This window comes from Pantoea sp. SGAir0184 (assembly GCF_043544755.1).
In genome coordinates this window covers 2,700,154-2,722,159 of record NZ_CP028050.1, presented here as the reverse complement: position 1 = coordinate 2,722,159, position 22,006 = coordinate 2,700,154, and the positions used below count along the sequence as shown (strand labels likewise).

The following is a 22,006-nucleotide window of genomic DNA, read 5'->3' as shown; positions in this document are numbered from 1 at the left end:
CTGATTCGCTATAATGCGCAACAATTTTAGCAAGAGTAAAAGTGACGATATGAATTCTCTGTTTGCCAGTACGGCGCGTGGGCTCGAAGAGCTGTTGAAAACTGAGCTGGACGCGCTGGGTGCGCAGGATTTGCAGGTGGTGCAGGGCGGCGTCCACTTCCGAGCCGACGACCGCGTAATGTACCAAAGCCTGCTGTGGAGCCGTCTGGCTTCACGTATTTTGCTGCCGCTGGGAGAATTCGGCGTCTGGAGCGATCTCGATCTCTACGTCGGCGCGCAAAGCATCCCGTGGAGCGAGCTGTTTGACAGCAACACCACGTTCGCCATCCACTTCAACGGCACTAATGAGGTGATTCGCAACAGTCAGTTTGGTGCGCTGCGCATCAAAGATGCGATTGTCGATAGCTTTACCCGGCAGAATCTGGAGCGGCCGAGTGTCGATCGCGAGCAGCCGGGCATCCGCATCAACGCGTGGCTGAACAAAGATCGCGTTAGCATCGCGCTGGATCTGAGTGGCACCGCACTGCACCAGCGCGGCTATCGCCAGCAAACCGGCCAGGCACCGCTTAAAGAGAACCTGGCGGCGGCGATTGTGATGCGCTCCGGCTGGCAGAACGGCACGCCGCTGGTCGATCCGATGTGCGGCTCCGGTACGCTGCTGATTGAAGCGGCGCTGATCGCCTGCGATCGCGCGCCAGGCCTGCTGCGTTCGCATTGGGGCTTCAGCCGCTGGAAACGCCACAACAATGCACTGTGGCAGGAAGTCCGCAGCGACGCGCTGCAGCGTGCGCGCGCCGGCACGGCCGCCACCACGTCACGCTTCTTTGGCTATGATAATGATGGTCGCGTGCTGGAGTGGGCACGTGCCAACGCGCGCCGCGCCGGCGTGTTCGATCTGTTCACTTTTGCGCAGCAGGATGTGCTGCAGCTGAAAAATCCGCTGGCAGGCGAAGAGGTCAGCGGTACGGTGCTGAGTAACCCGCCGTACGGTGAGCGTCTGGAGAGCGAGCCGGCGCTGATTGCGCTGCACAGCCAGCTGGGCCGCATCATGAAACAGCAGTTTGGCGGCTGGAATTTGTCGCTGTTCAGCGCCTCACCCGAGCTGCTCAGCTGCCTGCAGCTGCGCGCCGATCGCCAGTTTAAAGCGAAAAACGGTCCGCTGGAGTGCGTACAGAAGAACTACCAGCTGGCGGAGAACAGCGCCGAAGGCGGCGCACAGATTGCCGAAGACTTTGCTAACCGCCTGCGTAAGAACAGCAAAAAACTGGACAAGTGGGCGCGCCAGTCGAATATTGACTGCTACCGTCTGTATGACGCCGATCTGCCGGAGTATAACGTGGCGGTCGATCGCTACGCCGACTGGGTGGTGGTTCAGGAGTACGCGCCGCCGAAAACCGTGGATGCGACCAAAGCGCGTCAGCGCCTGTTTGACGTGATCGGTGCCACGCTGAGTGTACTGGAGATGCCGGCCAATCGACTGGTGCTGAAAACCCGCGAACGGCAGAAGGGCAAAAACCAGTACCAGAAGCTGAGCGAGAAGGGCGAATTCTTTGAAGTGCAGGAGTTTAACGCGCGGCTGCTGGTGAACCTGACGGATTATCTCGATACCGGCCTGTTCCTCGACCACCGTATCGCGCGCCAGATGCTGGGCCAGATGAGCCAGGGTAAAGATTTCCTTAACCTGTTCTCCTACACCGGTAGCGCCAGCGTGCACGCCGGGCTGGGCGGCGCCAAATCCACCACCACGGTTGATATGTCGCGCACCTATCTGGAGTGGGCCGAACGTAACCTGCGCCTGAACGGATTAACCGGGCGCCAGCATCGCCTGATGCAGGCGGACTGCCTGAGCTGGCTGCGCGAAAGCGATGAGCAGTTCGATCTGATCTTTATCGATCCGCCGACCTTCTCCAACTCCAAACGCATGGAAGATGACTTCGATGTGCAGCGCGACCACCTGATGCTGCTGCAGAACCTGAAGCGCATGCTGCGTCGCGGCGGCACCATTATGTTCTCCAACAACAAGCGCGGCTTCAAAATGGATCTGGACGGCTTGCAGCGTCTGGGTCTGCAGGCGCAGGAAATTACGCAAAAAACGCTGTCGCAGGACTTTGCGCGCAACCGTCAAATTCACAACTGCTGGCTGGTAAGCCACGCCGGTAAGGAATAAGTTTTATGTCACTGATCAGTATCCATGGCGCTTACCTGTCGTTCAGCGATGCGCCGCTGTTGGATAACACCGAACTGCATATCGAAGAGGGCGAGCGCGTCTGTCTGGTTGGGCGCAACGGCGCCGGTAAATCGACGCTGATGAAAATCATCAACGGCGAACAGCCGCTGGATGACGGCCGCATTATTTATGAGCAGGATTTGGTGGTCGCGCGGCTGCAACAGGACCCGCCACGCAATATCACCGGTTCGGTGTACGACTTCGTTGCCGAAGGCGTGGCCGAACAGGCTGAGCACCTTAAGGCGTATCACGCCATATCGCACCTGGTGATGGAAGATCCGAGCGAGAAAAACCTCAACGAAATGGGGCGACTGCAGACGATTCTCGACCATCACAACCTGTGGCAGCTCGACAGCCGCATCAACGATGTGTTGCAGCAAATCGGGCTGCAGGCGGACACCGAGCTGTCGTCACTCTCCGGTGGCTGGCTGCGTAAAGCCGCGCTGGGCCGAGCGCTGGTCAGTAACCCGCGCGTGCTGATGCTCGACGAACCGACTAACCATCTCGATATTGAAACCATCGACTGGCTGGAAAGCTTCCTGAAAACCTTCAACGGCAGCATCGTGTTTATTTCGCACGACCGCTCGTTTATCCGCAATATGGCGACGCGCATCGTCGACCTCGATCGCGGCAAGCTGGTGTCATGGCCGGGCGATTACGATCAGTTCCTGCTCGGCAAAGAGGAAGCGCTGCGCGTTGAAGAGATGCAAAACGCCGAATTCGACCGCAAGCTGGCGCAGGAAGAAGTGTGGATTCGCCAGGGCATCAAAGCGCGTCGCACCCGTAACGAAGGCCGCGTGCGCGCGCTGAAAGCGCTGCGTCGTGAACGCTCCGAACGGCGTGACGTGATGGGCAAAGCCAATATGCAGGTCGGTGAAGCGGCGCGTTCCGGCAAAATCGTCTTTGAGCTGGAAAACGTGGATTACGGCGTTGACGGCAAAACGCTGGTGAAGGATTTCTCCACCCAGGTGCAGCGCGGCGACAAAATCGCCCTGATTGGCCCGAACGGCTGCGGTAAAACCACGCTGCTGCGCCTGATGCTCGGCCAGCTGAAGGCAGATGCCGGTCGCGTGCACTGCGGCACCAAACTGGAAATCGCCTACTTCGATCAGCACCGCGCGGAGCTGGATCCGGATAAAACCGTGATGGACAACCTGGCGGAAGGCAAACAGGAAGTGATGGTCAACGGCAAGCCGCGCCACGTGCTCGGCTATCTGCAGGACTTCCTGTTCCACCCGAAACGCGCCATGACGCCGGTGCGTGCGCTGTCCGGCGGCGAGCGTAACCGCCTGCTGCTGGCGCGTCTGTTCCTCAAGCCCAGCAACCTGCTGATCCTTGACGAACCGACCAACGACCTCGACGTCGAAACGCTCGAGCTGCTGGAAGAGCTGGTGGATGGCTATCAGGGCACCGTACTGCTGGTGAGCCACGATCGTCAGTTTGTGGATAACACCGTGACCGAATGCTGGATCTTTGAAGGCAACGGCGAGATCGGTACCTTCGTCGGTGGCTACCATGATGCGCAGCAGCAGCGCGCCGCTTACAAGCAGACCAAAGCTGCACCGGTCAAAAGCGCAGCGACTAAACCGGCAGAAAAAGCCGACGCCCCCAAACGCAGCGCAGGCAAGCTAAGCTATAACCTGACGCGTGAACTGGAACAGCTGCCGCAAAAGCTGGAGCAGCTGGAGACGCGTATCGGTGAGCTGCAGGCGCAGATGAGTCATCCGGATTTCTTCAGCCAGCCGCACGACAAAACGCAGCCGGTGCTGGATGCGCTGGCGCAGGCGGAGCAGGAGCTGGAAACCACCTTTGAACGGTGGGAAGAGCTGGAAGCGCTGAAAAACGGCGCATAACGCAGAGGGAGTCAGCATGTGTGCCACGCATCAGACGCAGCACTGGATGCTCTGTCCGCAGTGTGATTTAACCGTAAAACTGCCCGCCGTACCGGTGGGCAGCCGTGCGCGCTGTCCGCGCTGTCACACCACGCTGGTGGCTAACTGGCACGAACCGCGTAAACGTCCCACCGGCTATGCGCTGGCGGCGCTGTTTATGCTGTTGCTGGCCAATCTGTTTCCGTTTATCAGCATGCATGTGGCCGGTCTCAGCAGCCAGATCTCGCTGATGGCCATTCCGCAGGTGATGGATCGCGAGGATTATCGCAGCCTCGCCACGCTGTTCCTGCTGTTTGTGCAGGGCATTCCGGCTTTCTGCATGATCGCCATTCTGCTGCTGGTCAATCCGGTGCGCCTGCCGCACAGCCTGCGACTCGGGCTGGCACGCATTCTGTTTCAATTGCGCAGCTGGGGTATGGCGGAAATTTTCATGGCCGGCGTGCTGGTCAGCTTCGTCAAACTGATGGCCTATGGTGAAATTGGCCTTGGCAGCAGCTTCTGGCCGTGGTGCCTGTTTTGTCTGCTGCAGCTGCGTGCGTTTCAGTGCGTCGATCGCCGCTGGGTCTGGCAGCGCATCGATCCGCTGCCGCCGCTGGCGCAAACGCCGCAGGCGGGCATCAGCGGACTGAAGCAGGGGCTGCGCAGCTGTCCGTGCTGCACCGCGATTCTGCCAGTCGCGCAGAGAACCTGTCCGCGCTGCGGCGTAAGCGCCGCGCCACGCAGGCAGCACAGCCTGCAGTGGACGCTGGCGCTGCTGATCACCTCGGTGATGCTGTATATCCCGTCGAATATTATGCCGATCATGGTGACCGAAACGCTCGGCTCGCAGTATCCGTCCAACATTATGGCCGGCGTGATTTTGCTGTGGAGCGATGGCTCCTGGCCGGTGGCGCTGGTGATTTTTATCGCCAGTATTATGGTGCCTTCGCTGAAGATGGTGGCGATTGGCTGGCTGTGCTGGCACGCCAGCGGTCGCGGCCGGCGCGACAGCGAGGAGATGCACCTGATTTATGAGGTGGTGGAGTTTGTTGGCCGCTGGTCAATGATTGATGTGTTTGTGATCGCTGTGCTTTCTGCGCTGGTGCGCATGGGCCAGCTGATGAGTGTTTACCCTGCGCCAGGCGCGCTATTGTTTGCGCTGGTGGTGATTCTGACTATGTTCGCCGCCATGACGTTTGATCCGCGCCTGATTTGGGATCGCCTACAGGAAACTGAACGTAAGGAGCCGCGTCTTGACGGACAACCAACACGGCATTGCTAACGTCGACCAGATTAAACGCTGGTCGCCGGTGTGGATCGTACCTATCGTCACGCTGTTAATCGGCGGATGGATTCTGTTTTATCACTTCAGCCATCAGGGACCGCAGGTCACGCTGATCACCGAAAACGCCGAAGGTATTGTTGCCGGTAAAACCACCATTAAAAGCCGCAGCGTCGACGTGGGCACCGTCGAAAGCGCGGTGCTGACGGACGATCTTCACCATGTGGAGATCACCGCGCGCCTGAATGCCGGCATGGAAAAACTGCTGCATAAAGACAGCGTGTTTTGGGTGGTGAAGCCGCAGATTGGCCGGGAAGGGGTGACGGGCCTCGGTACGCTGCTTTCCGGCGCCTACATTGAACTGCAGCCCGGCGCCAAAGGGGATAAGCCAGAGCACTATCAGCTGCTCGATGCGCCGCCGCTGGCACCGCCGGATGCCAAAGGTATTCGCGTCATCCTCGACAGCAAAAAAGCCGGCCAGCTTAATCCGGGCGATCCGGTGCTGTTCCGCGGCTATCGCGTCGGCACGGTGGAAACCAGCACCTTTGATACCGACAAGCGCATGATGACCTATCAGCTGTTCATCGCCGCGCCTTACGATCGGCTGATTACCACCAACGTGCGCTTCTGGAAAGACAGCGGTATTGCGGTGGATATGTCCGCTTCCGGTATGCGCGTCGAAATGGGCTCGCTGACGACCCTGTTTAGCGGTGGTGTGAGCTTTGACGTGCCGGACGGCTGGGAACTCGGCGAGCTGGCCAAAAACCAGGACGATTACCATCTGTATGATGACCAGCGCAGCATTCAGGATTCGCTGTACACCAAACACACTGATTTCCTGATGTTCTTCAGCGACTCGATTCGTGGTCTGCAGGTTGGTGCGCCAGTCGAGTTCCGCGGCATTCGTCTCGGTACTGTGGCTCAGGTGCCTTACATGATCCCGGGCGTGAATCAGGCGCTGAACACCGATTACCGCGTGCCGGTACTGATCCGCATCGAGCCGGACCGCTTTATCAGCCGTCTGGGGGGCGACTTCAATCTTGAACAGCATCTGCAGGATGGTAAGAAACGCGGCCTGCGCGCCACGCTGAAAACCGGCAACCTGCTGTCCGGTGCGCTGTTTGTCGATCTCGACTTCTATGACAATGCACCGGCTTACAAAGGACCGAACGAAGTGGCGGGGCTGGAAGTGATTCCGACCGTGAGCGGCGGCCTGAGCCAGATTCAGCAGAAACTGATGGCGGCGCTGGATAAGATCAACGCGCTGCCGCTCAACCCGATGATCAACCAGGCCACCGGCACGCTGAAAGAGAGCCAGCGCACCCTGCAGCAGCTGCAGAAAACGCTGGATAACCTCAATCAGATCACCGCCAACCCGGCGATGAAAACGCTGCCGGCCGATATGCAGCAAACCCTGCGCGAGCTTAATCGCAGCATGAAGGGGCTGCAGCCGGGATCGCCAGCCTATAACAAACTGGTGGGCGATATGCAGCGCCTTGACCAGGTGCTGCGCGAATTGCAGCCGGTGCTGAAAACGCTCAACAGTAAGAGCAACGCGCTGGTATTTGAAGCCAAACCGGGTCAGGATCCGCAGCCAAAGAGGGCGAAACAGTGAAAAAAGGGCTGATTATCGGTGCTGTGCTGCTGCTGGCGGGCTGCAGCAGCACCATCGACACCACTTATTACCAGCTGCCTGCGGGCAGCAATATGGCGCGCGTCAGCAGTGACGCCTCCGCCAGCCAGCCGATGATTTGGGTTGAACAGGTGAGCGTGCCGGATTATCTCGCCGGCAACGGACTGGTTTATCAAACCAGCGACGTGAAGTACGTGATTGCCGCCAATAATCTGTGGGCCAGTCCGCTCGACCAGCAGCTGCAGCAGACACTGGTGAGTAACCTCGGCCAGGCGTTGCCCGGCCGGCTGGTGGCCAGTCAGCCGCTGGGTGACACGCACGATACGCTCAGCGTGCACGTCACCGGCTTCCATGGTCGCTATGACGGCAAGGTGGTAGTAAGCGGTGAATGGCTGTTACAACATCAAGGCCGGCTTATCAAACATGGCTTTAATCTGACGCTGCCGCAGACCGAAGATGGCTACGATGCGCTGGTGCGCACGCTGGCGCTCGGCTGGCAGCAAACGGCACAGCAGATCGCTAACAGCGTGGTGACGCTAAATTAGGATTTGTTCGATGCTTATGCTAAGTCCCTGATTTGCCGTTATGTGACGGCGCGCAAATCAGGGACTTTTTTATTGCGGAATCAGCCAGATATGGCGGCGGCACTGAGGGATTTGTGTCGATTTCACGGCAAATTGATGACATTGGCGTGAATTTTGCGCATTGACCTTTCACCCACCACAGGTTAGAACATTACTGTGGTTGAACATTAATTCACCACTCTTTCTTTCCACCAGATTCCACCAGACCTGAAATGAGGGAAACGAGGTATGAAGAGACAGAAGAGAGACCGCCTGGAACGAGCACATTCACGAGGCTATCAGGCAGGCATTACTGGCCGCTCAAAAGAGATATGCCCTTATCAAATGATCGATGCCCGGTCTCACTGGTTGGGAGGTTGGCGACAAGCCATGGAGGACAGGTCGGCGGTGGCTTAGGCACTGTCGGATGTCTGTAAACAGGAAAAAAACCTCCGCTGCGTGCGGAGGTTTTTGTTGGCGGGTCAGAACGCTGAAGTGTCTTTAAACAGGCCCACTTTCAGGTCAGTCGCGGTGTAAATCAGGTTACCGTCGACGAACACTTCGCCATCGGCCACGCCCATCACCAGCTTGCGGTTGATGACGCGTTTGAAATGAATTTTGTAAGTAACCAGCTTCGCCGTCGGCAGAACCTGGCCGGTGAATTTCACTTCACCCACACCCAGCGCACGGCCTTTACCTTCCGCACCCAGCCAGCCGAGATAGAAGCCAACCAGCTGCCACATAGCATCCAGACCCAGACAGCCTGGCATAACCGGATCGCCTTTAAAGTGACAATCAAAGAACCACAGGTCAGGGCGGATATCCAGTTCGGCTTCCACATAACCTTTATCGAATTTGCCGCCGTCTTCGGTCATTTTGACCACGCGGTCCATCATCAACATGTTGTCAGACGGAAGCGGTGGGCCATTCTCGCCAAACAGTTCGCCGCGACCAGAGGCAATCAGGTCTTCTTTGCTATAGGATTCGCGTTTATCTACCATGTTCTCAATATGCCTTCTTTTAGTGAAGCCCGAATATTAGCGAACAGTTGTACGCTGGGCAATGTAATCAGCTGTGGTTGAACCAGTTGAGCCAGCGTAATGGCCAGGGCCGCGGTCGGTTTTCCTGCTGATTGAGCTGAGTAATGCGCTCCTGAATGGTGCTCAGCAGCGAGTCGCCGCTTTCGCTCTGCCAGGCAATACCGGTTAACAGCGGCAGCGCTTCGTCAACGCGCTCAATCGCCCAGATATGGAACTGGCCCTGCTGCACCGCTTCTACCACGTCTTCGCTGAGGCTGAGATGGCGGACGTTGCTGGCAGGCAGAATCACGCCCTGTTTGCCGGTCAGCTCGCGCGACTGGCAGATATGGAAGAAGCCTTCGATTTTCTCATTCAGACCACCCACCGGCTGCACGTTACCAAACTGGTCCACCGAACCGGTAACGGCAATCTGCTGGTTCAGCGGCTGGTTTGCCAGCGCGCTGATCAGCACACACAGCTCGGCCAGCGAGGCGCTGTCACCGTCGACTTCGGAGTAAGACTGCTCAAACACCAGCGATGCCGAGAAGGGCAGCTGCTGTTCCAGCTCCAGCTCCGAAATCAGATATGCCTGCATGATCATCATGCCTTTGGCGTGGATGTTGCCGCCAAGCTCCGCTTTGCGCTCCACGTCGGTAAACTCGCCATCGCCCGGATGCACAACACAGGTGATGCGTGATGGCTCGCCCCACGGACGTGGATGACCAGGGAATTCAATCACCGACAGGCCGTTGATCTGACCGACCACTTCGCCTTCTGTTTCGATCATGATCTGATTTAACAGGATCTCATCGCGCATCCGGTCGGCAAGGAAACTCTCGCGCCACTGGCGTGCTTCCAGCGCCTCTTTCAGCGCCTCGCCATTCAGTGTCTCACCGTGCAGCGCGGCTTCCTGCAGCTGACGGCGCAGCCAGCGCGGGCACAGCGGCAGCGTGTCCTGATCGCCGGTCAGACGCACCGCTTCCTGGATCAGCAGCGGCCAGAAATCAGCTTCGGGTGGGGTCAGACCGGCCAGTTCCGCCTGGCATAGCGTCCAGCGGCACCAGTTGGCCATGTCATCCTCATCGACCAGCTGCAGATTCTCTTCGAACTCGCTGTAGAGCGCCATTTCGTGCACTTCAACGTCCAGCTCCTGGAAGCTGGCCAGCGCCTCGCGATCGCCACATAAAATCAGACGCAGCTGCAGCGGCAGTGAGGGAATGGTCACCGGCAGGGGACGACGCTCGTCCGGTGAGTACCAGTCGAAGCGACCCAGCTCGATCACTTTGCGCAGGCGTAGCCACAGCAGCGGCTGCGCCAGCAGGGTATTGATCGACAGAATCAGCGTGCCACCGTTAGCCTGATGCAGCAGACCGGGCTCCAGCTGTACGCGATCTTTATACTGACGCACGCAGCCAAACAGCTGCTCGGACTCAATCCAGTCGGCGTAATGCACGCCACCGGTGCTGGTGAAGGGACGGCTGGCATCGACAGGCGGTTGCAGGCTGACGTTGTCGCCCATCACATGGTAATCACCGCCGTACAGCGCGTCCTCGTCAGGCTGAAAGCGCTGCGCCGCCTCGGCAATCCACGCCAGATAATCACTGTTTTCCTGGCTGCGTAACAGCAGCAGCGGAAAGCCCAGCGTTTGATGATGTAAATGCGCCAGCGCATTCAGCAGACGCGGCTGAACCGCGGCAAGCGTATCGCTATCTTCCAGAGAGACGGTTGAGAAAAGTGATTGGTAGCGTGAGCTATCCGGCTGCAGGGCTTGCCACGTAAGTTGAGTGCTGGTCAAAATATTCGCATTAGTCTGGTTCAGGAAAAGCGCGATTATACAGGATTCAACCCGGTTAAGCACGGCGCACTTCCGGCCTGAACTGTGATGGCCGCAACATGTTTTTCCTTGCTGCATCCGGGAAAAAAGCTGTTATTCTTAGTTTGTTACGTGATCACGATGAGATTCCGATGAAATACCAGCAACTCGAAAATCTTGAAAGTGGATGGAAGTGGAAATACCTGGTGAAAAAGCATCGGGAAGGTGAGCTGATCACCCGGCATATTGAGCTGAGCGCTGCGCAGGCGGCGGTAGAGACGTTGCTGGCGATGGAGAATAACCCGGTTGAGGTCGGTGACTGGATCGCAAAGCATATCCATCCGGAGCTGGAAAACCGTCTTAAGCAGACCATACGCGCGCGGCGTAAACGTCATTTCAACGCAGAGCATCAGCACACGCGGAAAAAATCGATCGATCTGGAGTATCTGGTGTGGCAGCGTCTGGCCGGTCTGGCGCAGCGTCGTAACAGCACCCTGTCAGAGACCATTGTTCAGCTGATCGAAGATGCAGAACGCAAAGAGAAGTATGCCAGTCAGATGTCGACGCTGAAGCAGGATCTGCAGGCGATTCTGGGTAAAGGCGGCGCGGATAACGAATAGCAAAAAATGCGTGTGATAAAAAGCCAAAAAAAACCCCGCCGAAGCGGGGTTTTTTATTGCGCGATAACTTAAGCCTGTGGCTGAGTTACAACGTCTTTGATACCTTTCACGTCGATTTCTACGCGACGGTCTGGCGCCAGGCAGTCGATCAGGGCATTGCGGCCTTTCACGCTGTCACAGGTGTTGCCAGTAACTGGGTTAGATTCACCCATGCCACGTGCAGAGATCTTGTTAGCCGGGATACCTTTAGATACCAGGTAGTCGACAACAGACTGAGCACGTTTCTCAGACAGTTTCTGGTTGTACTGGTCTGAACCGATGCGGTCGGTGAAGCCCAGAACCACAACAGAACCGTCTTTCGGATCCATTGAGCTCAGCTGGCTGTACAGCTGATCCAGAGCCTGCTGGCCTTCTGGCTTCAGGGTAGATTTGTTGAAGGTGAACAGCACGTCAGACTTCAGAGTGAAACGCTTGGTTTCAACAACCGGAGCCGGAGCTGGCGCTGGGGCAACAACTGGTGCAGCAGCTTCGTCCTGACCGAAACGGTAAGAAACGCCGACGCTCAGCATGCTGTTGTCTGGACGCGCACCAACGGTACCTGCGTCACCGATGTTGTTAACCCACTGGTAGTCCAGGCGAGTCGCCCAGTTTTTGGTCAGTGCGTATTCAACACCAACAGCAGCCAGCGGAGAAACGCCGGTGTCGTGGTTGCTAATGCGGCCGTTGTCTGGGTTGGTCTGAGTTGAATCAGCACGCCATACCATGCCGCCCAGACGGGTGTACACGTCCAGATCGTCAGCAATTGGGTAGCTCAGTTTAGCTGCCAGCTGAACGCCCTGTGCTTTGAATGCGCCATTGGTCACGTTGCCTTTGTTCGGCATACGGCCCAGCCAGTCGTAGCCCAGCTCGAAGCCCAGGTATGGGTTAGCCTGGTAGCCCAGGAAAGCACCTGCGCCCAGCTGAGATTCGTGAGTTGGACCGTCGTTGTTTTCGTAACCGTTACCGTAGTAACCAGTATCGTGATACTGAGACCAGCCCAGTTTAGCACCGGTATACCAGGTGTCATCTTTAGGAGCGGCCTGCGCTACGGTAGCGAAGCCAGCCAGTGCCACTGCAATTGCGATAGCTGTCTTTTTCATTTTGCGCCTCGTTATCATCCAAATAGGCAATGAGCAAAAAGGTTGCTCTTGGTTGTAATCCTTCGCCGGGTCTAAACGCTCGCTTATGACTCTACCGAAAAAACGGAGGTTATTGAGCACCCTGGCGAGGTAAAGTCTACAACGAGATTGGAAACTTACAAGTATGATGTGACGTCAGCGGATAAAAAAACAGGGATTTATACACACATTTTAACAAATGACATGGCAAAATTTTCGCTACCAGAAAAGAAAAATGCGGCTAAGCCATTGTCATAGCTGGCGGGAAAAGAATCAGTGGCTTAGCCGCAACTTTGTGAAAAAATAGCGTGAGAAAAATCTTAGTTTTACTTAATGAAACAAATCAGAGGGAATTTTTGCGCTGTTTGGCTGTCTGGACAGAGCAAGATCCCGCCCCTGAGGACGCATAATCAATCCCAGCGCTTCGCCTTCGGCGGCTGCCTGCTCAAGTTCCAGGCGCTCTTCATTGCTCAATTCATAAGGAATCCAGGCGAGTACCACGCTGTAGTTGCCGGTGCGCAACGCTTTCACCATGCTCTCAACCGTGCTTAAACGCTCGGATTCCGTAATATGCATACTCTTTTCCAGCGGTAATCCTGACTGCTGCATCCAGCTGCGGTTCAGTTTGTGCGCTGGCGTCAGCCACAGCTGCCAGCGTGACTGCGTGCTCAGCTGCTTGAGGACCGGCAGTAACAGCAGCGGCATGATGCCGGGCTGCTCGCTATAACGCAGTTCAGTAATACCACCCAGAGAAGGTTGCGTTAAGCCCGTCGCAGCGAAACGGTGTGCACGATCAGCAGGGCCAGAGTATTGAGTACGCATATTTTAATCACTCAGTAATGAACTGTATGAATATACAGTAATGAGTTCCTGGATAAAGATCAACCTCAATTTCTGAAAATGCCTCGCAAATTCCGCACAAGAACCGCGCGTTGCCGCTTTTATTCATTGAACAGCTAAATCGTTTTTTCTATCTTCTAACCAGATGAATCTCTGAGCTTTTTATAGGAAATTTCCCGCGCAAGGAATGAGGAAAAGGGGACGTTATGAAGAAAAATAATCCGGTGGTTGAGCAGTCCAAAGCCCAGTTAGCGGCATTGGGAAAAATTGAATCGCGCACCCAGTTTGGTGGTTACGCGCTGGCGGTCGAAAAGGTGGTGTTTGCTTACATCAATGAGGATGCGCTCTATCTGCGCGCCAGCGAGGCGCTGCAGCACTATGCCGCACAGCGCCCGCTGGAACCGTTGATATATCGCAAGCGCGGCATGCCGGTGACGCTCAGCTACTACAAAGTGGATAAACAGCTCTGGCAGGACGCCGATCAGCTGCTGCGCTTATCGGCCAGTTCGCTGTCTGCGGCGCGCGCCGAGGCGGCGAACAGACTTGTCTTGCTCAGGCTGAAAGATCTGCCCAATCTCAGCCTGCGCATGGAGCTGATGCTGCACAAAGTCGGGATCAATTCTGTTCGCTTACTGTATGAAATGGGCTCGCGTCAGAGCTGGCTGAAGTTGCGGGCGGTGAATAAAGATATCGGCCTGAAAACGCTGCTGGCGCTGGAAGGCGCCATTTCCGGCCATCACCAGGCCGCTTTGCCGGCGGCGGTACGTGAAGAGTTAAGCGCCTGGTATCAGGAAACGCTCCGCCAGCACGCCGCGGCGGAGAGCCTGTTGCCTTAAGCGGCAGCGAGGGTGCGGCGCAGACGGGCAATTTCCGGCAGCAGCGCAACCAGCAGCCCCAGCTGCTGCAACACCAGCGGTGCCTGCGCCTCCTCACTGGTTTTCAGCGCGCTCAGGCGCTGCATCAGTGCCTGCTGCATCGTTTCCGCCTGCGCTTCGCTGACGCGTTCGATCTGCAGCACATCCTCGACGAAGCATACCGCGTCATCTAAAAGCGTCAGCAGTTCGCCCTGCGTCAGCTGCTCCCGGTGCGCGCCCAGCGCCGAGATGTAGCTGAGGAACGAGTGGTTGAGGCACATCAGACGGAACGCATTCTCGCGCAGCGGCGGCTGTTGCTTCAGTTCGCCGCTGATATTGGACACCACGGACGCCAGTTCCGCATCGGCGTTGTGCGCGTCACGGCGCGCCACGCGGTAGGCGAGACGGTTATCTTTACCCTGATGATACTGTTCCAGGATGGCATCAAGATAACGACAGTTGGCATTCAGCGTGCGATCGGCAACCGTCGTCAGCTGACGGAAACGCCAGTCAGGCCAGACAAACGCCACCGCCAGCCAGGCCAGGCCACAGCCGAGCAAGGTATCCACCACGCGCGGCAGGGCGACATCAAAGCCTTCACCCAGCAGATTGAAGCACAGCAGCACCAGCAGGGTGATGAATAGCGTCGCCTGCGCGTACTGAATCTGGCGGAAGGCAAAAAACAGCACGCCGCTCAGCACAATCAAAACTAACTGGCCCTCGATAGAGGGCACCAGCCACAGCACCGGCAGGCCAATCGCAATACCGGCCAGGGTTCCGCCAATACGCAGCGCCAGCCGCCGCCGTGTGGCGTTGTAGTTAGGCTGGCAGACAAACAGGCTGGTCAGCAGGATCCAGTAGCCGCGATGCAGGCCGGTAAGCTGAATGAAGGCGTACCCCACGCATAGCACCAGCGACATGCGCACCGCGTGGCGGAACAACGCCGAGGTCGGACTCAGATGTCGACTGAGGCGCAGCCGGATATCCGCCCAGCCACTCAAGCCTTCACGCGACAGATGGTGATCGCTCTGCGTCAGCGGTTCTGCCAGCCGCTGCTCTGATTCGATCGACGCCAGCTGCGCGTCAATGGCGCGTAAGTTGCGCAGCAACCAGAACAGCGGACGAATGTGCGTCGCCTGCGGATCGTTATGTTGCAGGCGCTGCAGGGCGGTCTCCAGCCGTTCAAAGCTGCGCGCAAAATGGCTATCGTGGTGCCACGGCTGGCGCAGCACGATATTCTCTGCCAGCTGGCGACAGGCCTGCGCCTGCATGTTCAGCAGTCGCTGAAAGCGAAACAGCACCTCGTTGTAGCGCCAGTCATCGCGCAGCAGGTGATATTGCAGATGCGACGAGCTGGCGCGCTCGTGAATATCCTGCGCCACAAAATAGTAATGCAGACTGCGCCGCGTGCTGCGCGAGCCGCGGTCGCCGCGTAAACGGCTCTGAATGGTGGTTTTCGTCAGGTTGAGCTGCGCCACCAGCTGACTATTGACCATCGCGGTGGCGATCAGCGCCGCGTCATCCTGCTCACCGCCGTCGGGATCAAACAGATTGGCCTTGGCTTCCAGATAGCGCGCCAGCTGGGAAAAGCTGGCGGCCAGCTGCTCCTGCACCGGGCGCACCGGAAACATCAGGTGGCCGATAAAGGTCAGCAGGTTGTACCACAGCGCGCCAATCAGCAGCAGCGCCGGCTGCATCCACCACTGCGGAAACAGGCCAATGCCCAGCATGGTGTACACCGCGATCAGCAGGGCACCAAACGCAATGGTGGCGTAGCGCTGCCCCAGCGCGCCCAGCAGAATAAATCCCCAGCTGGAGAGCGCCAGACCGATAGCAAACAGCCACGGGTGCGGAAACAGCAGCTCAACCGAAACCGAGGCAATGCAGAAGCACACCAGCGTGATGAGCAGGTTGCGCACGCGGCCGGTCCAGCGATCGTCAAGATCGGCCAGCGCCGCCGCCACGACGCCGAGCGTTAGCGGAATGGTCCACTCAATCTGCTGCAGCCACCAGGGAACGGCGGCACAGCCGGCTAGCGCGAAGAAGATGCGCAGCAGGTAGCGCAGGCTGCTGTTGAACAGATAACGGCGCCAGCCGGGCAAAGCGTCAGGCATCATCTTCAGCCTCAGTAGCGGCGCCGCGCGTTGGCTTCACGCGCCGCCTGCGCTTCTTCCACTGACACCACGCGACGACCTACCGGCCACAGCGCGATAGCGGCGATTTTAAAGTGGGCAATGCCGGTCGGGATACCGATGATGCTCAGACACTGCAGGATGCCGGTCGAGATGTGCATCAGGCACAGCCACCAGCCAAAGAAAATCAGCCAGAACAGGTTGAGGAAGGTGCCGCCGGCGTTCAGCACGTGGCTTTTGCTCTCCGGGCGCAGCACGTCAACGTGAACCGCTTCGTTGCCAAACGGCAGCAGGGACAGTTTGGTGATCTCCCAGCAGGAGCGGGTCAGCGGCAGGGTAAAGATCAGCACGATGCTGATCAGCGTGGCCAGCAGCCAGCCGAGGGTGGTGATAAAGCCGCCAAGAACAAAATTCAGAATATTAAGCACGGTGCGCATAACGCGATTTTCCTTTTGCAATCCGCAATATGTGTCGCCCAGTTTAGCGTGTTTTAAGGCTGGAGCGCTAAGGGTCTGACAGGTAAACTGCGCGATAATTGAATTCCACATGACGGTGCGGAGATGGAACTAAAAGCAACATCCATGGGCAAACGGCTGGCACAGCATCCCTATAACCGGGTGCGACTGCTGGCTGCCGGTGTGGAAGTCAGCGGCGATCGTCACGAATACCTGATCCCGTTTAATCAGCTGATCGGTATCACCTGTAAACGCGGCCTGGTGTGGGGCGAGCTGGAGTTCTTATTACCGGAAGAGAAAGTGGTGCGGTTACACGGCACCGAGTGGCAGGAAACCCAGCGTTTTTATCATTACCTGCAGCAGGCGTGGCAGCAGTGGAGCCTCGAAATGAGCGAAATCAGCGCGCAGGTGCTGAGCGCGCTGCAGCAGGAGATCGTCGCATTTACAAGCCAGGATCGCTGGCTGAAGCGCAGCGAGCTGGCTGCGGTAAAAGAGACCATCACGCGCCAGTTTTCCGCCTTACCGCTGCCGCTGGCACGGCTGGAGGAGTTTGATAACTGCCGCACGCTGTGGCGCTTTTGCCAGCAGTGGCTCGAGCAGGGCGAGAGCGCGATTCGGCAGCGCAACCGTGAGTGGAGCGCGCGGGTGATCAGCGATAATCACGCCTTCTTCTCCACCGTCGAAACCACGCCGCTCAATCCATCGCAGTGTGCGGCGGTGGTCAACGGTGAAGACGCGCTGCTGGTGCTGGCTGGCGCGGGCAGCGGTAAAACCTCGGTGCTGGTGGCGCGCGCCGGCTGGCTGTTACAGCGCAAACTGGCGCAGCCGGAGCAAATCCTGCTGCTGGCTTTTGGTCGCCAGGCGGCGGAAGAGATGAACGATCGGATCCAGACGCGGCTGGGTGAGAGCGCGATTCAGGCGCGTACGTTCCACGCGCTGGCGCTACACATCATTCGTGAAGGCAGCAATAAGCAGCCGGTCATCAGCCGGCTGGAAAGTGACAGCAGCGCGCGACGTCAGTTGCTGATCGAAAACTGGCGCGAGCAGTGCAACAGTAAAAAGGCGCAGGCCAGCGGCTGGCGACAGTGGTTGCAGGAAGAGCTGGCGTGGGACGTGCCGGAAGGTCCGTTCTGGCAGGATGACAAACTGGCGCAGCGTCTTGCCGTGCGGCTGGAGCGCTGGCTCGGCCTGATGCGCATGCACGGCGGCGCGCAGGCGGCGATGATTGACGATGTGCCAGAGCCGCTGCGCGACAATTTCACGAAGCGCGTCAGGCTGATGGCGCCGCTGCTGAAAGCATGGAAAAGCGCACTGAAAGCCGAGGGCGCGGTGGATTTCTCCGGGCTAATCCACCAGGCGATCGCTGTGCTGGAGAAGGGCCGCTTTATCAGCCCGTGGAAGCACATTCTGGTGGATGAATTCCAGGATATTTCACCGCAGCGGGCGGCGCTGCTCAGCGCGCTGCGGCAGCAAAATAAGCGCACCAGTTTGTTTGCGGTCGGCGATGACTGGCAGGCGATCTATCGCTTTAGCGGCGCGGAGATGAGCCTGACCACCGCGTTTCATCACTATTTTGGCGAAGGCGACCGCTGCGTGCTGGATACCACCTACCGCTTCAACGATCGCATCGGTGACATTGCCAACCGCTTTGTGCAGCAGAATCCGCATCAGCTGCGCAAGCCGCTCAACAGCCTGAGCAAAGGGAACAAGAAATCCATTACGCTGCTGCCGCAGGAGCAACTGGAAGCGCTGCTCGACAAGCTGAGCGGTTACGCGAAGCCGGACGAGCGCGTACTGCTGCTGGCGCGTTACCATCATCTGCGTCCGGCCATGCTGGATAAAGCCAAAACCCGCTGGCCGAAACTGCGTATCGACTTCATGACCATCCACGCCAGTAAAGGCCAGCAGGCGGATTTTGTCATCGTGCTGGGGCTGCACGAAGGGCGTGACGGCTTCCCGGCGCAGGCGCGCGAGTCGATCATGGAAGAGGGATTGCTACCACAGCCGGAGGATTTTCCGCATGCAGAAGAGCGGCGCCTGGCCTACGTGGCCATCACGCGCGCGCGTCAGCAGGTGTGGCTGATGTTTGATAAAGAGCGGCCTTCCGTGTTTGTCGAACACCTGCGCAAACTGGGCGTTGCGCAGAGCCGGAAGGCCTGAGCCATCAGGCTTTCAAACGTTCTGTCAGGTAGCGCTGATAATCGGGGATCTGGATGGTCACTTCGCTGGCAAACATCGGCGAATGGATAATGAAATCCGCGGTGGCGCGGTTGGTCGCTACCGGGATATTCCATACGGTGGCCAGGCGCAACAGCGCTTTGACGTCCGGATCGTGCGGTACTGCATTGAGCGGATCCCAGAAGAAGAACAGCACATCAATTTTACCTTCAGCAATCAGCGCGCCGACCTGCTGATCGCCGCCCATCGGCCCGCTGAGCATGGCATTCACATCCAGTCCGGTGTGACGATTGATCAGGTTGCCGGTGGTGCCGGTGGCATACAGCACGTGAGGTTGCAGCGCGTTTTGATTGATTTTTACCCAGTCCAGCAGCGAGGCTTTGCAGTGGTCGTGGGCAACGAGGGCGATGTGTTTCTGAACTTTCAGGGTACGAACGGTCTGCTCCATGGGGCTTCCTGTTTCGGCGCGTGCAAACGTAGTGAATGCACGAGTTTACCCCTGGCGTTCAGCTGCTATCAACTTGCGCGTAGGGTTTTCACCCAACTGATAAAACGCTGCCGCGTGGCGGCATCAACACGCTGCAGCCAGCGTTGCAGCGCGGGCATATTACTGGCGTCCTGCCATACCATATCCAGACTGAGACTGGCGTCCGGTACGCTGGCCGCCTGCAGCGCAAAGCGCGGCACGCTGGCCGCCTGCGCCGTACGGTTGTAATTGATCATCGCCTGTTCAACATTGCCGCTGCTCTCACCCGGCAACCGATCGCGAATGCTGGCTATTTCATTACCACGCTCATCAATCAGCTGAAAGTTTAACGATTTATCAAACAGGCTGCGTTCGCGGCGATTATTCAGCGCCGGCAGGCGAATCGCTACGGAATGGGCGTCGGCGGTGAAGGTGACGATCATCAGTTCTGAGCGGAAGTGGGTGGCATCGGCGCAGGGTTTATCCACGCGAAACAGAAACTGATGCTGACCGCGCTCCAGCTCAAGGCTGTCCGCGCCTTTCAGCAGCGAACCTGAGATTTTGCGCCCATCCAGCACCAGCAGGTCGATCTGCGGATCGAGCTTCAGGGTGATGGCATGGCAGGTTGCCGATACGAGCAGCAACAGCAAACCCGTAACAGCCAGAGACAGCTTCATTTCAACTCCCGGAACAGGGGAAAAAGGGCGATGTGTAGCAAATTATTACATTATGGCAGTTAATTTACATTTTAACATATTTATTCGTGTCGCCGCGCAAACTTTTCGTGCGCTGCGCTTGCACTTTAGCGCGCAATGGCATCTACACTCAGGCGAGTGAACAAGGAGAAAAACATGAACGATCAAACGATTCGCGATGTCCTGACGCAAACCCAACGCATCGCGCTGGTCGGTGCCAGCGATCGCACTGAGCGTGCCAGCTATGGCGTAATGAAATACCTGCTCGATCAGGGTTATGACGTGGTGCCGGTGAGCCCGAAGCTGGCGGGACAGCAGCTGCTGGGCCAGACCGTGTATGGCACGCTGGCGGAGATCCCGGGCAAGATCGACATGGTGGATGTGTTTCGCAATTCCGAAGCGGCATGGGGCGTGGCGCAGGAAGCGATCGCTATCGGAGCGAAAACATTATGGCTGCAGCTGGGCGTGATTAACGAGCAGGCGGCGGTGCTGGCGCGTGATGCCGGGCTGACGGTGATTATGGATCGCTGTCCGAAGATGGAGATTCCGCGGCTGGGCGTGACGCGGTAAATAAAAACGGCGACTCCGGGTCGCCGCACGATTAATGCCGCAGGCTGGGCGCCTGCAGCTGCTGGCGGATCGAGGCGGCCAGCTCATCCATGGATGGCTGTTCCGGATGTTCGAACGAGGTTTCGCCGGCCAGCTGAATCTCAGCGATATAGGTATGCACCTGTTCGCCTTCCTCATCTTCCATCACCACGTGATACCAGGGGGCCGCACGCAGCGATTCCGTTGCGCCAACCTCATCCAGCTGCGGATCGTCCAGCGAATACTCCGGGTCGACATCCACAATCACGCCGAGCACCCCGGAGAGACGGTGCCGTACCTGCTGTCCAATTCCAAATTTACTGGCAATCATTGTGACCTCCCAAAACTTTGCCCTGCCACCGATATGGGGGCAGGGACAGCGTTTTCAAGTCACAGTACGCGACAGGCAAAGCCTTTCAGATAAAGCCCTTCAGGATAGCTGGCGATCACCGGATGGTCGGCTGCCTGACGGAACTGCTCTATAAATTGTACATCACGACCGGCATCAACAGCGGCATCGGCGATAATTTTCTGGAACAGCTCGGTGGCCATCAGCCCGGAACAGGAGAAGGTCAGCAGAATGCCGCCCGGATTCAGCAACTGCATCGCCAGCATGTTGATGTCTTTATAGCCGCGGCAGGCACCCATCAGCTGGTTTTTATTCTCAACGAATTTCGGCGGATCCATGACGATCATGTCGAACTTCTCGCCGCTGTCGCGATAGCGACGCAGCAGTTTGAACACATCGTCACGCAGGAACTGCGCGCGTGAGACATCCAGCCCGTTAAGCGCCACGTTCTGTTTTGCTACGTCAAGGGCGTCCTGCGAGGTATCCACGCTGATCACTTCCCGGCAGCCGCCGAGCAGAGCAGAGACCGCAAAGCCGCCGGTGTAGGAAAAGCAGTTAAGCACCCGGGCATTTTCTGCGTAACGACGGGTGGCAAAACGGCTGTCGCGCTGATCGAGGTAATAACCGGTTTTGTGACCGCCCTGAATATCTATCAGCAGCTGCATACCGTGCTCGGTAATCGGCAGCAGCGCAGGCGGCAGTTCACCGCTTACCGGACCCTGCGCCAGCTCCAGGCCCTCTTTCTTGCGCACTGCCACGTCAGAGCGGTCGTAGATGGCGCAGTCGGGATAGCACTGCTGCAGCGCCGAGACGAGAGCCGGGCGCTGATACTCCGCCCCGGCCGACAGCAGTTGCAGCACGAGGAAGTTACCGAAGCGATCAATCGTGACGCCCGGCAGTCCATCGGACTCGCCGGCAATCAGGCGATAGCTGTCCAGCCCGTCGCGCTGCGCCAGCCAGTCGCGCCACTGCTGGGCTTTTTGCAGCGTGCGCACAAAGAAGGCGATGTCGATTGACTCATCCTGTTGCCAGCTCCAGACGCGCGCGCGAATTTGTGACTGAGGAGAGTAGGCGGCGCGGGCCAGCCATTTGCCGTTGCTGTCACAGATATCAATGGTTTCACCCGACTGGGCTTTACCTTCCATACGGGCAACGGCCCCGGAGAACACCCACGGATGGCGGCGGAGCAGGGATTTTTCACGTCCCTTAGCGAGAATCAATCGAACGGTCATGTTTGCTATGCTTACCTGAAAAAATGAGGCGC

General features: G+C 57.9%; 20 protein-coding genes. 10 read left to right on the top strand and 10 right to left on the bottom strand.

The annotated features are described in order from the left end of the window. Nucleotides 1–49: 49 nt before the first annotated feature. The 6 genes from rlmKL to rmf all read left to right on the top strand — a co-directional run bounded on the left by rlmKL (nt 50) and on the right by rmf (nt 7,993). Nucleotides 50–2,167 (top strand): bifunctional 23S rRNA (guanine(2069)-N(7))-methyltransferase RlmK/23S rRNA (guanine(2445)-N(2))-methyltransferase RlmL, encoded by a 2,118-nt coding sequence (gene rlmKL / locus C1N60_RS12955; RefSeq protein ID WP_394520941.1) that lies wholly within the window; start codon nt 50–52, stop codon nt 2,165–2,167. Nucleotides 2,168–2,172: 5 nt separating this feature from the next. Continuing rightward, nucleotides 2,173–4,080, top strand: coding sequence for an ABC transporter ATP-binding protein (locus tag C1N60_RS12950; RefSeq protein WP_166709891.1), 1,908 nt, complete (start codon nt 2,173–2,175; stop codon nt 4,078–4,080). Nucleotides 4,081–4,096: 16 nt separating this feature from the next. Next, a complete protein-coding gene (pqiA, locus tag C1N60_RS12945) occupies nt 4,097–5,380 on the top strand; it encodes a membrane integrity-associated transporter subunit PqiA (RefSeq protein ID WP_394520940.1) in 1,284 nt (427 codons plus the stop codon). Further along, nucleotides 5,352–6,995, top strand: coding sequence for an intermembrane transport protein PqiB (pqiB, locus tag C1N60_RS12940; protein WP_021508311.1), 1,644 nt, complete (start codon nt 5,352–5,354; stop codon nt 6,993–6,995). The genes pqiA and pqiB overlap by 29 nt, the downstream gene beginning before the upstream one ends. Continuing rightward, nucleotides 6,992–7,558, top strand: coding sequence for a membrane integrity-associated transporter subunit PqiC (pqiC, locus tag C1N60_RS12935; protein ID WP_021508310.1), 567 nt, complete (start codon nt 6,992–6,994; stop codon nt 7,556–7,558). The genes pqiB and pqiC overlap by 4 nt, the downstream gene beginning before the upstream one ends. 267 nt (nt 7,559–7,825) lie before the next feature. Beyond that, nucleotides 7,826–7,993: a ribosome modulation factor gene (rmf, locus tag C1N60_RS12930; protein ID WP_013508548.1), complete on the top strand. Its 168-nt coding sequence runs from the start codon at nt 7,826–7,828 to the stop codon at nt 7,991–7,993. A 65-nt stretch (nt 7,994–8,058) separates the two neighbouring features. On the opposite strand, the gene fabA is transcribed toward rmf, so the two are convergent. Both fabA and C1N60_RS12920 read right to left on the bottom strand, forming a co-directional pair. Then, on the bottom strand, nt 8,059–8,577 hold the full coding sequence (gene fabA / locus C1N60_RS12925; protein WP_010616565.1) for a bifunctional 3-hydroxydecanoyl-ACP dehydratase/trans-2-decenoyl-ACP isomerase: 519 nt from the start codon (nt 8,575–8,577) through the stop codon (nt 8,059–8,061). Nucleotides 8,578–8,644: 67 nt separating this feature from the next. Beyond that, nucleotides 8,645–10,507, bottom strand: coding sequence for an AAA family ATPase (locus tag C1N60_RS12920; protein ID WP_394520939.1), 1,863 nt, complete (start codon nt 10,505–10,507; stop codon nt 8,645–8,647). 53 nt (nt 10,508–10,560) lie between these two features. Between C1N60_RS12920 and matP the strand changes: the two genes are divergently transcribed. Beyond that, on the top strand, nt 10,561–11,028 hold the full coding sequence (matP, locus tag C1N60_RS12915) for a macrodomain Ter protein MatP (protein WP_021508308.1): 468 nt from the start codon (nt 10,561–10,563) through the stop codon (nt 11,026–11,028). Nucleotides 11,029–11,096: 68 nt separating this feature from the next. Here the strand turns inward: matP and ompA are convergent, their stop codons facing one another. Together ompA and sulA are read right to left on the bottom strand one after the other, a co-directional pair. Next, entirely contained in the window at nt 11,097–12,167 is a 1,071-nt protein-coding gene (gene ompA, locus C1N60_RS12910) for a porin OmpA (RefSeq protein ID WP_058759727.1), read from the bottom strand. Nucleotides 12,168–12,515: 348 nt separating this feature from the next. Next, nucleotides 12,516–13,007, bottom strand: coding sequence for an SOS-induced cell division inhibitor SulA (sulA, locus tag C1N60_RS12905; protein ID WP_031279848.1), 492 nt, complete (start codon nt 13,005–13,007; stop codon nt 12,516–12,518). A 224-nt stretch (nt 13,008–13,231) separates the two neighbouring features. Between sulA and C1N60_RS12900 the strand changes: the two genes are divergently transcribed. Continuing rightward, on the top strand, nt 13,232–13,861 hold the full coding sequence (locus C1N60_RS12900) for a TfoX/Sxy family DNA transformation protein (protein ID WP_058775389.1): 630 nt from the start codon (nt 13,232–13,234) through the stop codon (nt 13,859–13,861). On the opposite strand, the gene yccS is transcribed toward C1N60_RS12900, so the two are convergent. Then, entirely contained in the window at nt 13,858–15,996 is a 2,139-nt protein-coding gene (gene yccS, locus C1N60_RS12895; RefSeq protein WP_058775390.1) for a YccS family putative transporter, read from the bottom strand. The two genes, C1N60_RS12900 and yccS, sit on opposite strands and share 4 nt — an antisense overlap. A gap of 8 nt (nt 15,997–16,004) precedes the next feature. Next, entirely contained in the window at nt 16,005–16,448 is a 444-nt protein-coding gene (locus C1N60_RS12890) for a YccF domain-containing protein (RefSeq protein WP_021508303.1), read from the bottom strand. Between the two features lie 123 nt (nt 16,449–16,571). On the opposite strand from C1N60_RS12890, the gene helD reads away from it, so the two are divergent. Next, nucleotides 16,572–18,626, top strand: a complete 2,055-nt coding sequence (gene helD, locus C1N60_RS12885; protein WP_394520937.1) for a DNA helicase IV — start codon at nt 16,572–16,574, stop codon at nt 18,624–18,626. Between the two features lie 4 nt (nt 18,627–18,630). On the opposite strand, the gene C1N60_RS12880 is transcribed toward helD, so the two are convergent. Together C1N60_RS12880 and C1N60_RS12875 are read right to left on the bottom strand one after the other, a co-directional pair. After that, complete coding sequence (locus C1N60_RS12880; RefSeq protein ID WP_021508301.1) at nt 18,631–19,092, bottom strand: methylglyoxal synthase; 462 nt, start codon at nt 19,090–19,092, stop codon at nt 18,631–18,633. A gap of 68 nt (nt 19,093–19,160) precedes the next feature. Next, on the bottom strand, nt 19,161–19,787 hold the full coding sequence (locus C1N60_RS12875) for a YccT family protein (RefSeq protein WP_104092785.1): 627 nt from the start codon (nt 19,785–19,787) through the stop codon (nt 19,161–19,163). Between the two features lie 174 nt (nt 19,788–19,961). Here C1N60_RS12875 and C1N60_RS12870 point away from each other — a divergent pair, with 174 nt between their 5' ends. Next, a complete protein-coding gene (locus C1N60_RS12870; RefSeq protein WP_058775393.1) occupies nt 19,962–20,375 on the top strand; it encodes a CoA-binding protein in 414 nt (137 codons plus the stop codon). A 31-nt stretch (nt 20,376–20,406) separates the two neighbouring features. Here C1N60_RS12870 and hspQ read toward each other — a convergent pair whose 3' ends face one another. After that, on the bottom strand, nt 20,407–20,724 hold the full coding sequence (hspQ, locus tag C1N60_RS12865; protein ID WP_021508298.1) for a heat shock protein HspQ: 318 nt from the start codon (nt 20,722–20,724) through the stop codon (nt 20,407–20,409). 59 nt (nt 20,725–20,783) lie between these two features. Further along, on the bottom strand, nt 20,784–21,974 hold the full coding sequence (rlmI, locus tag C1N60_RS12860; protein WP_278426569.1) for a 23S rRNA (cytosine(1962)-C(5))-methyltransferase RlmI: 1,191 nt from the start codon (nt 21,972–21,974) through the stop codon (nt 20,784–20,786). Nucleotides 21,975–22,006: the final 32 nt, after the last annotated feature.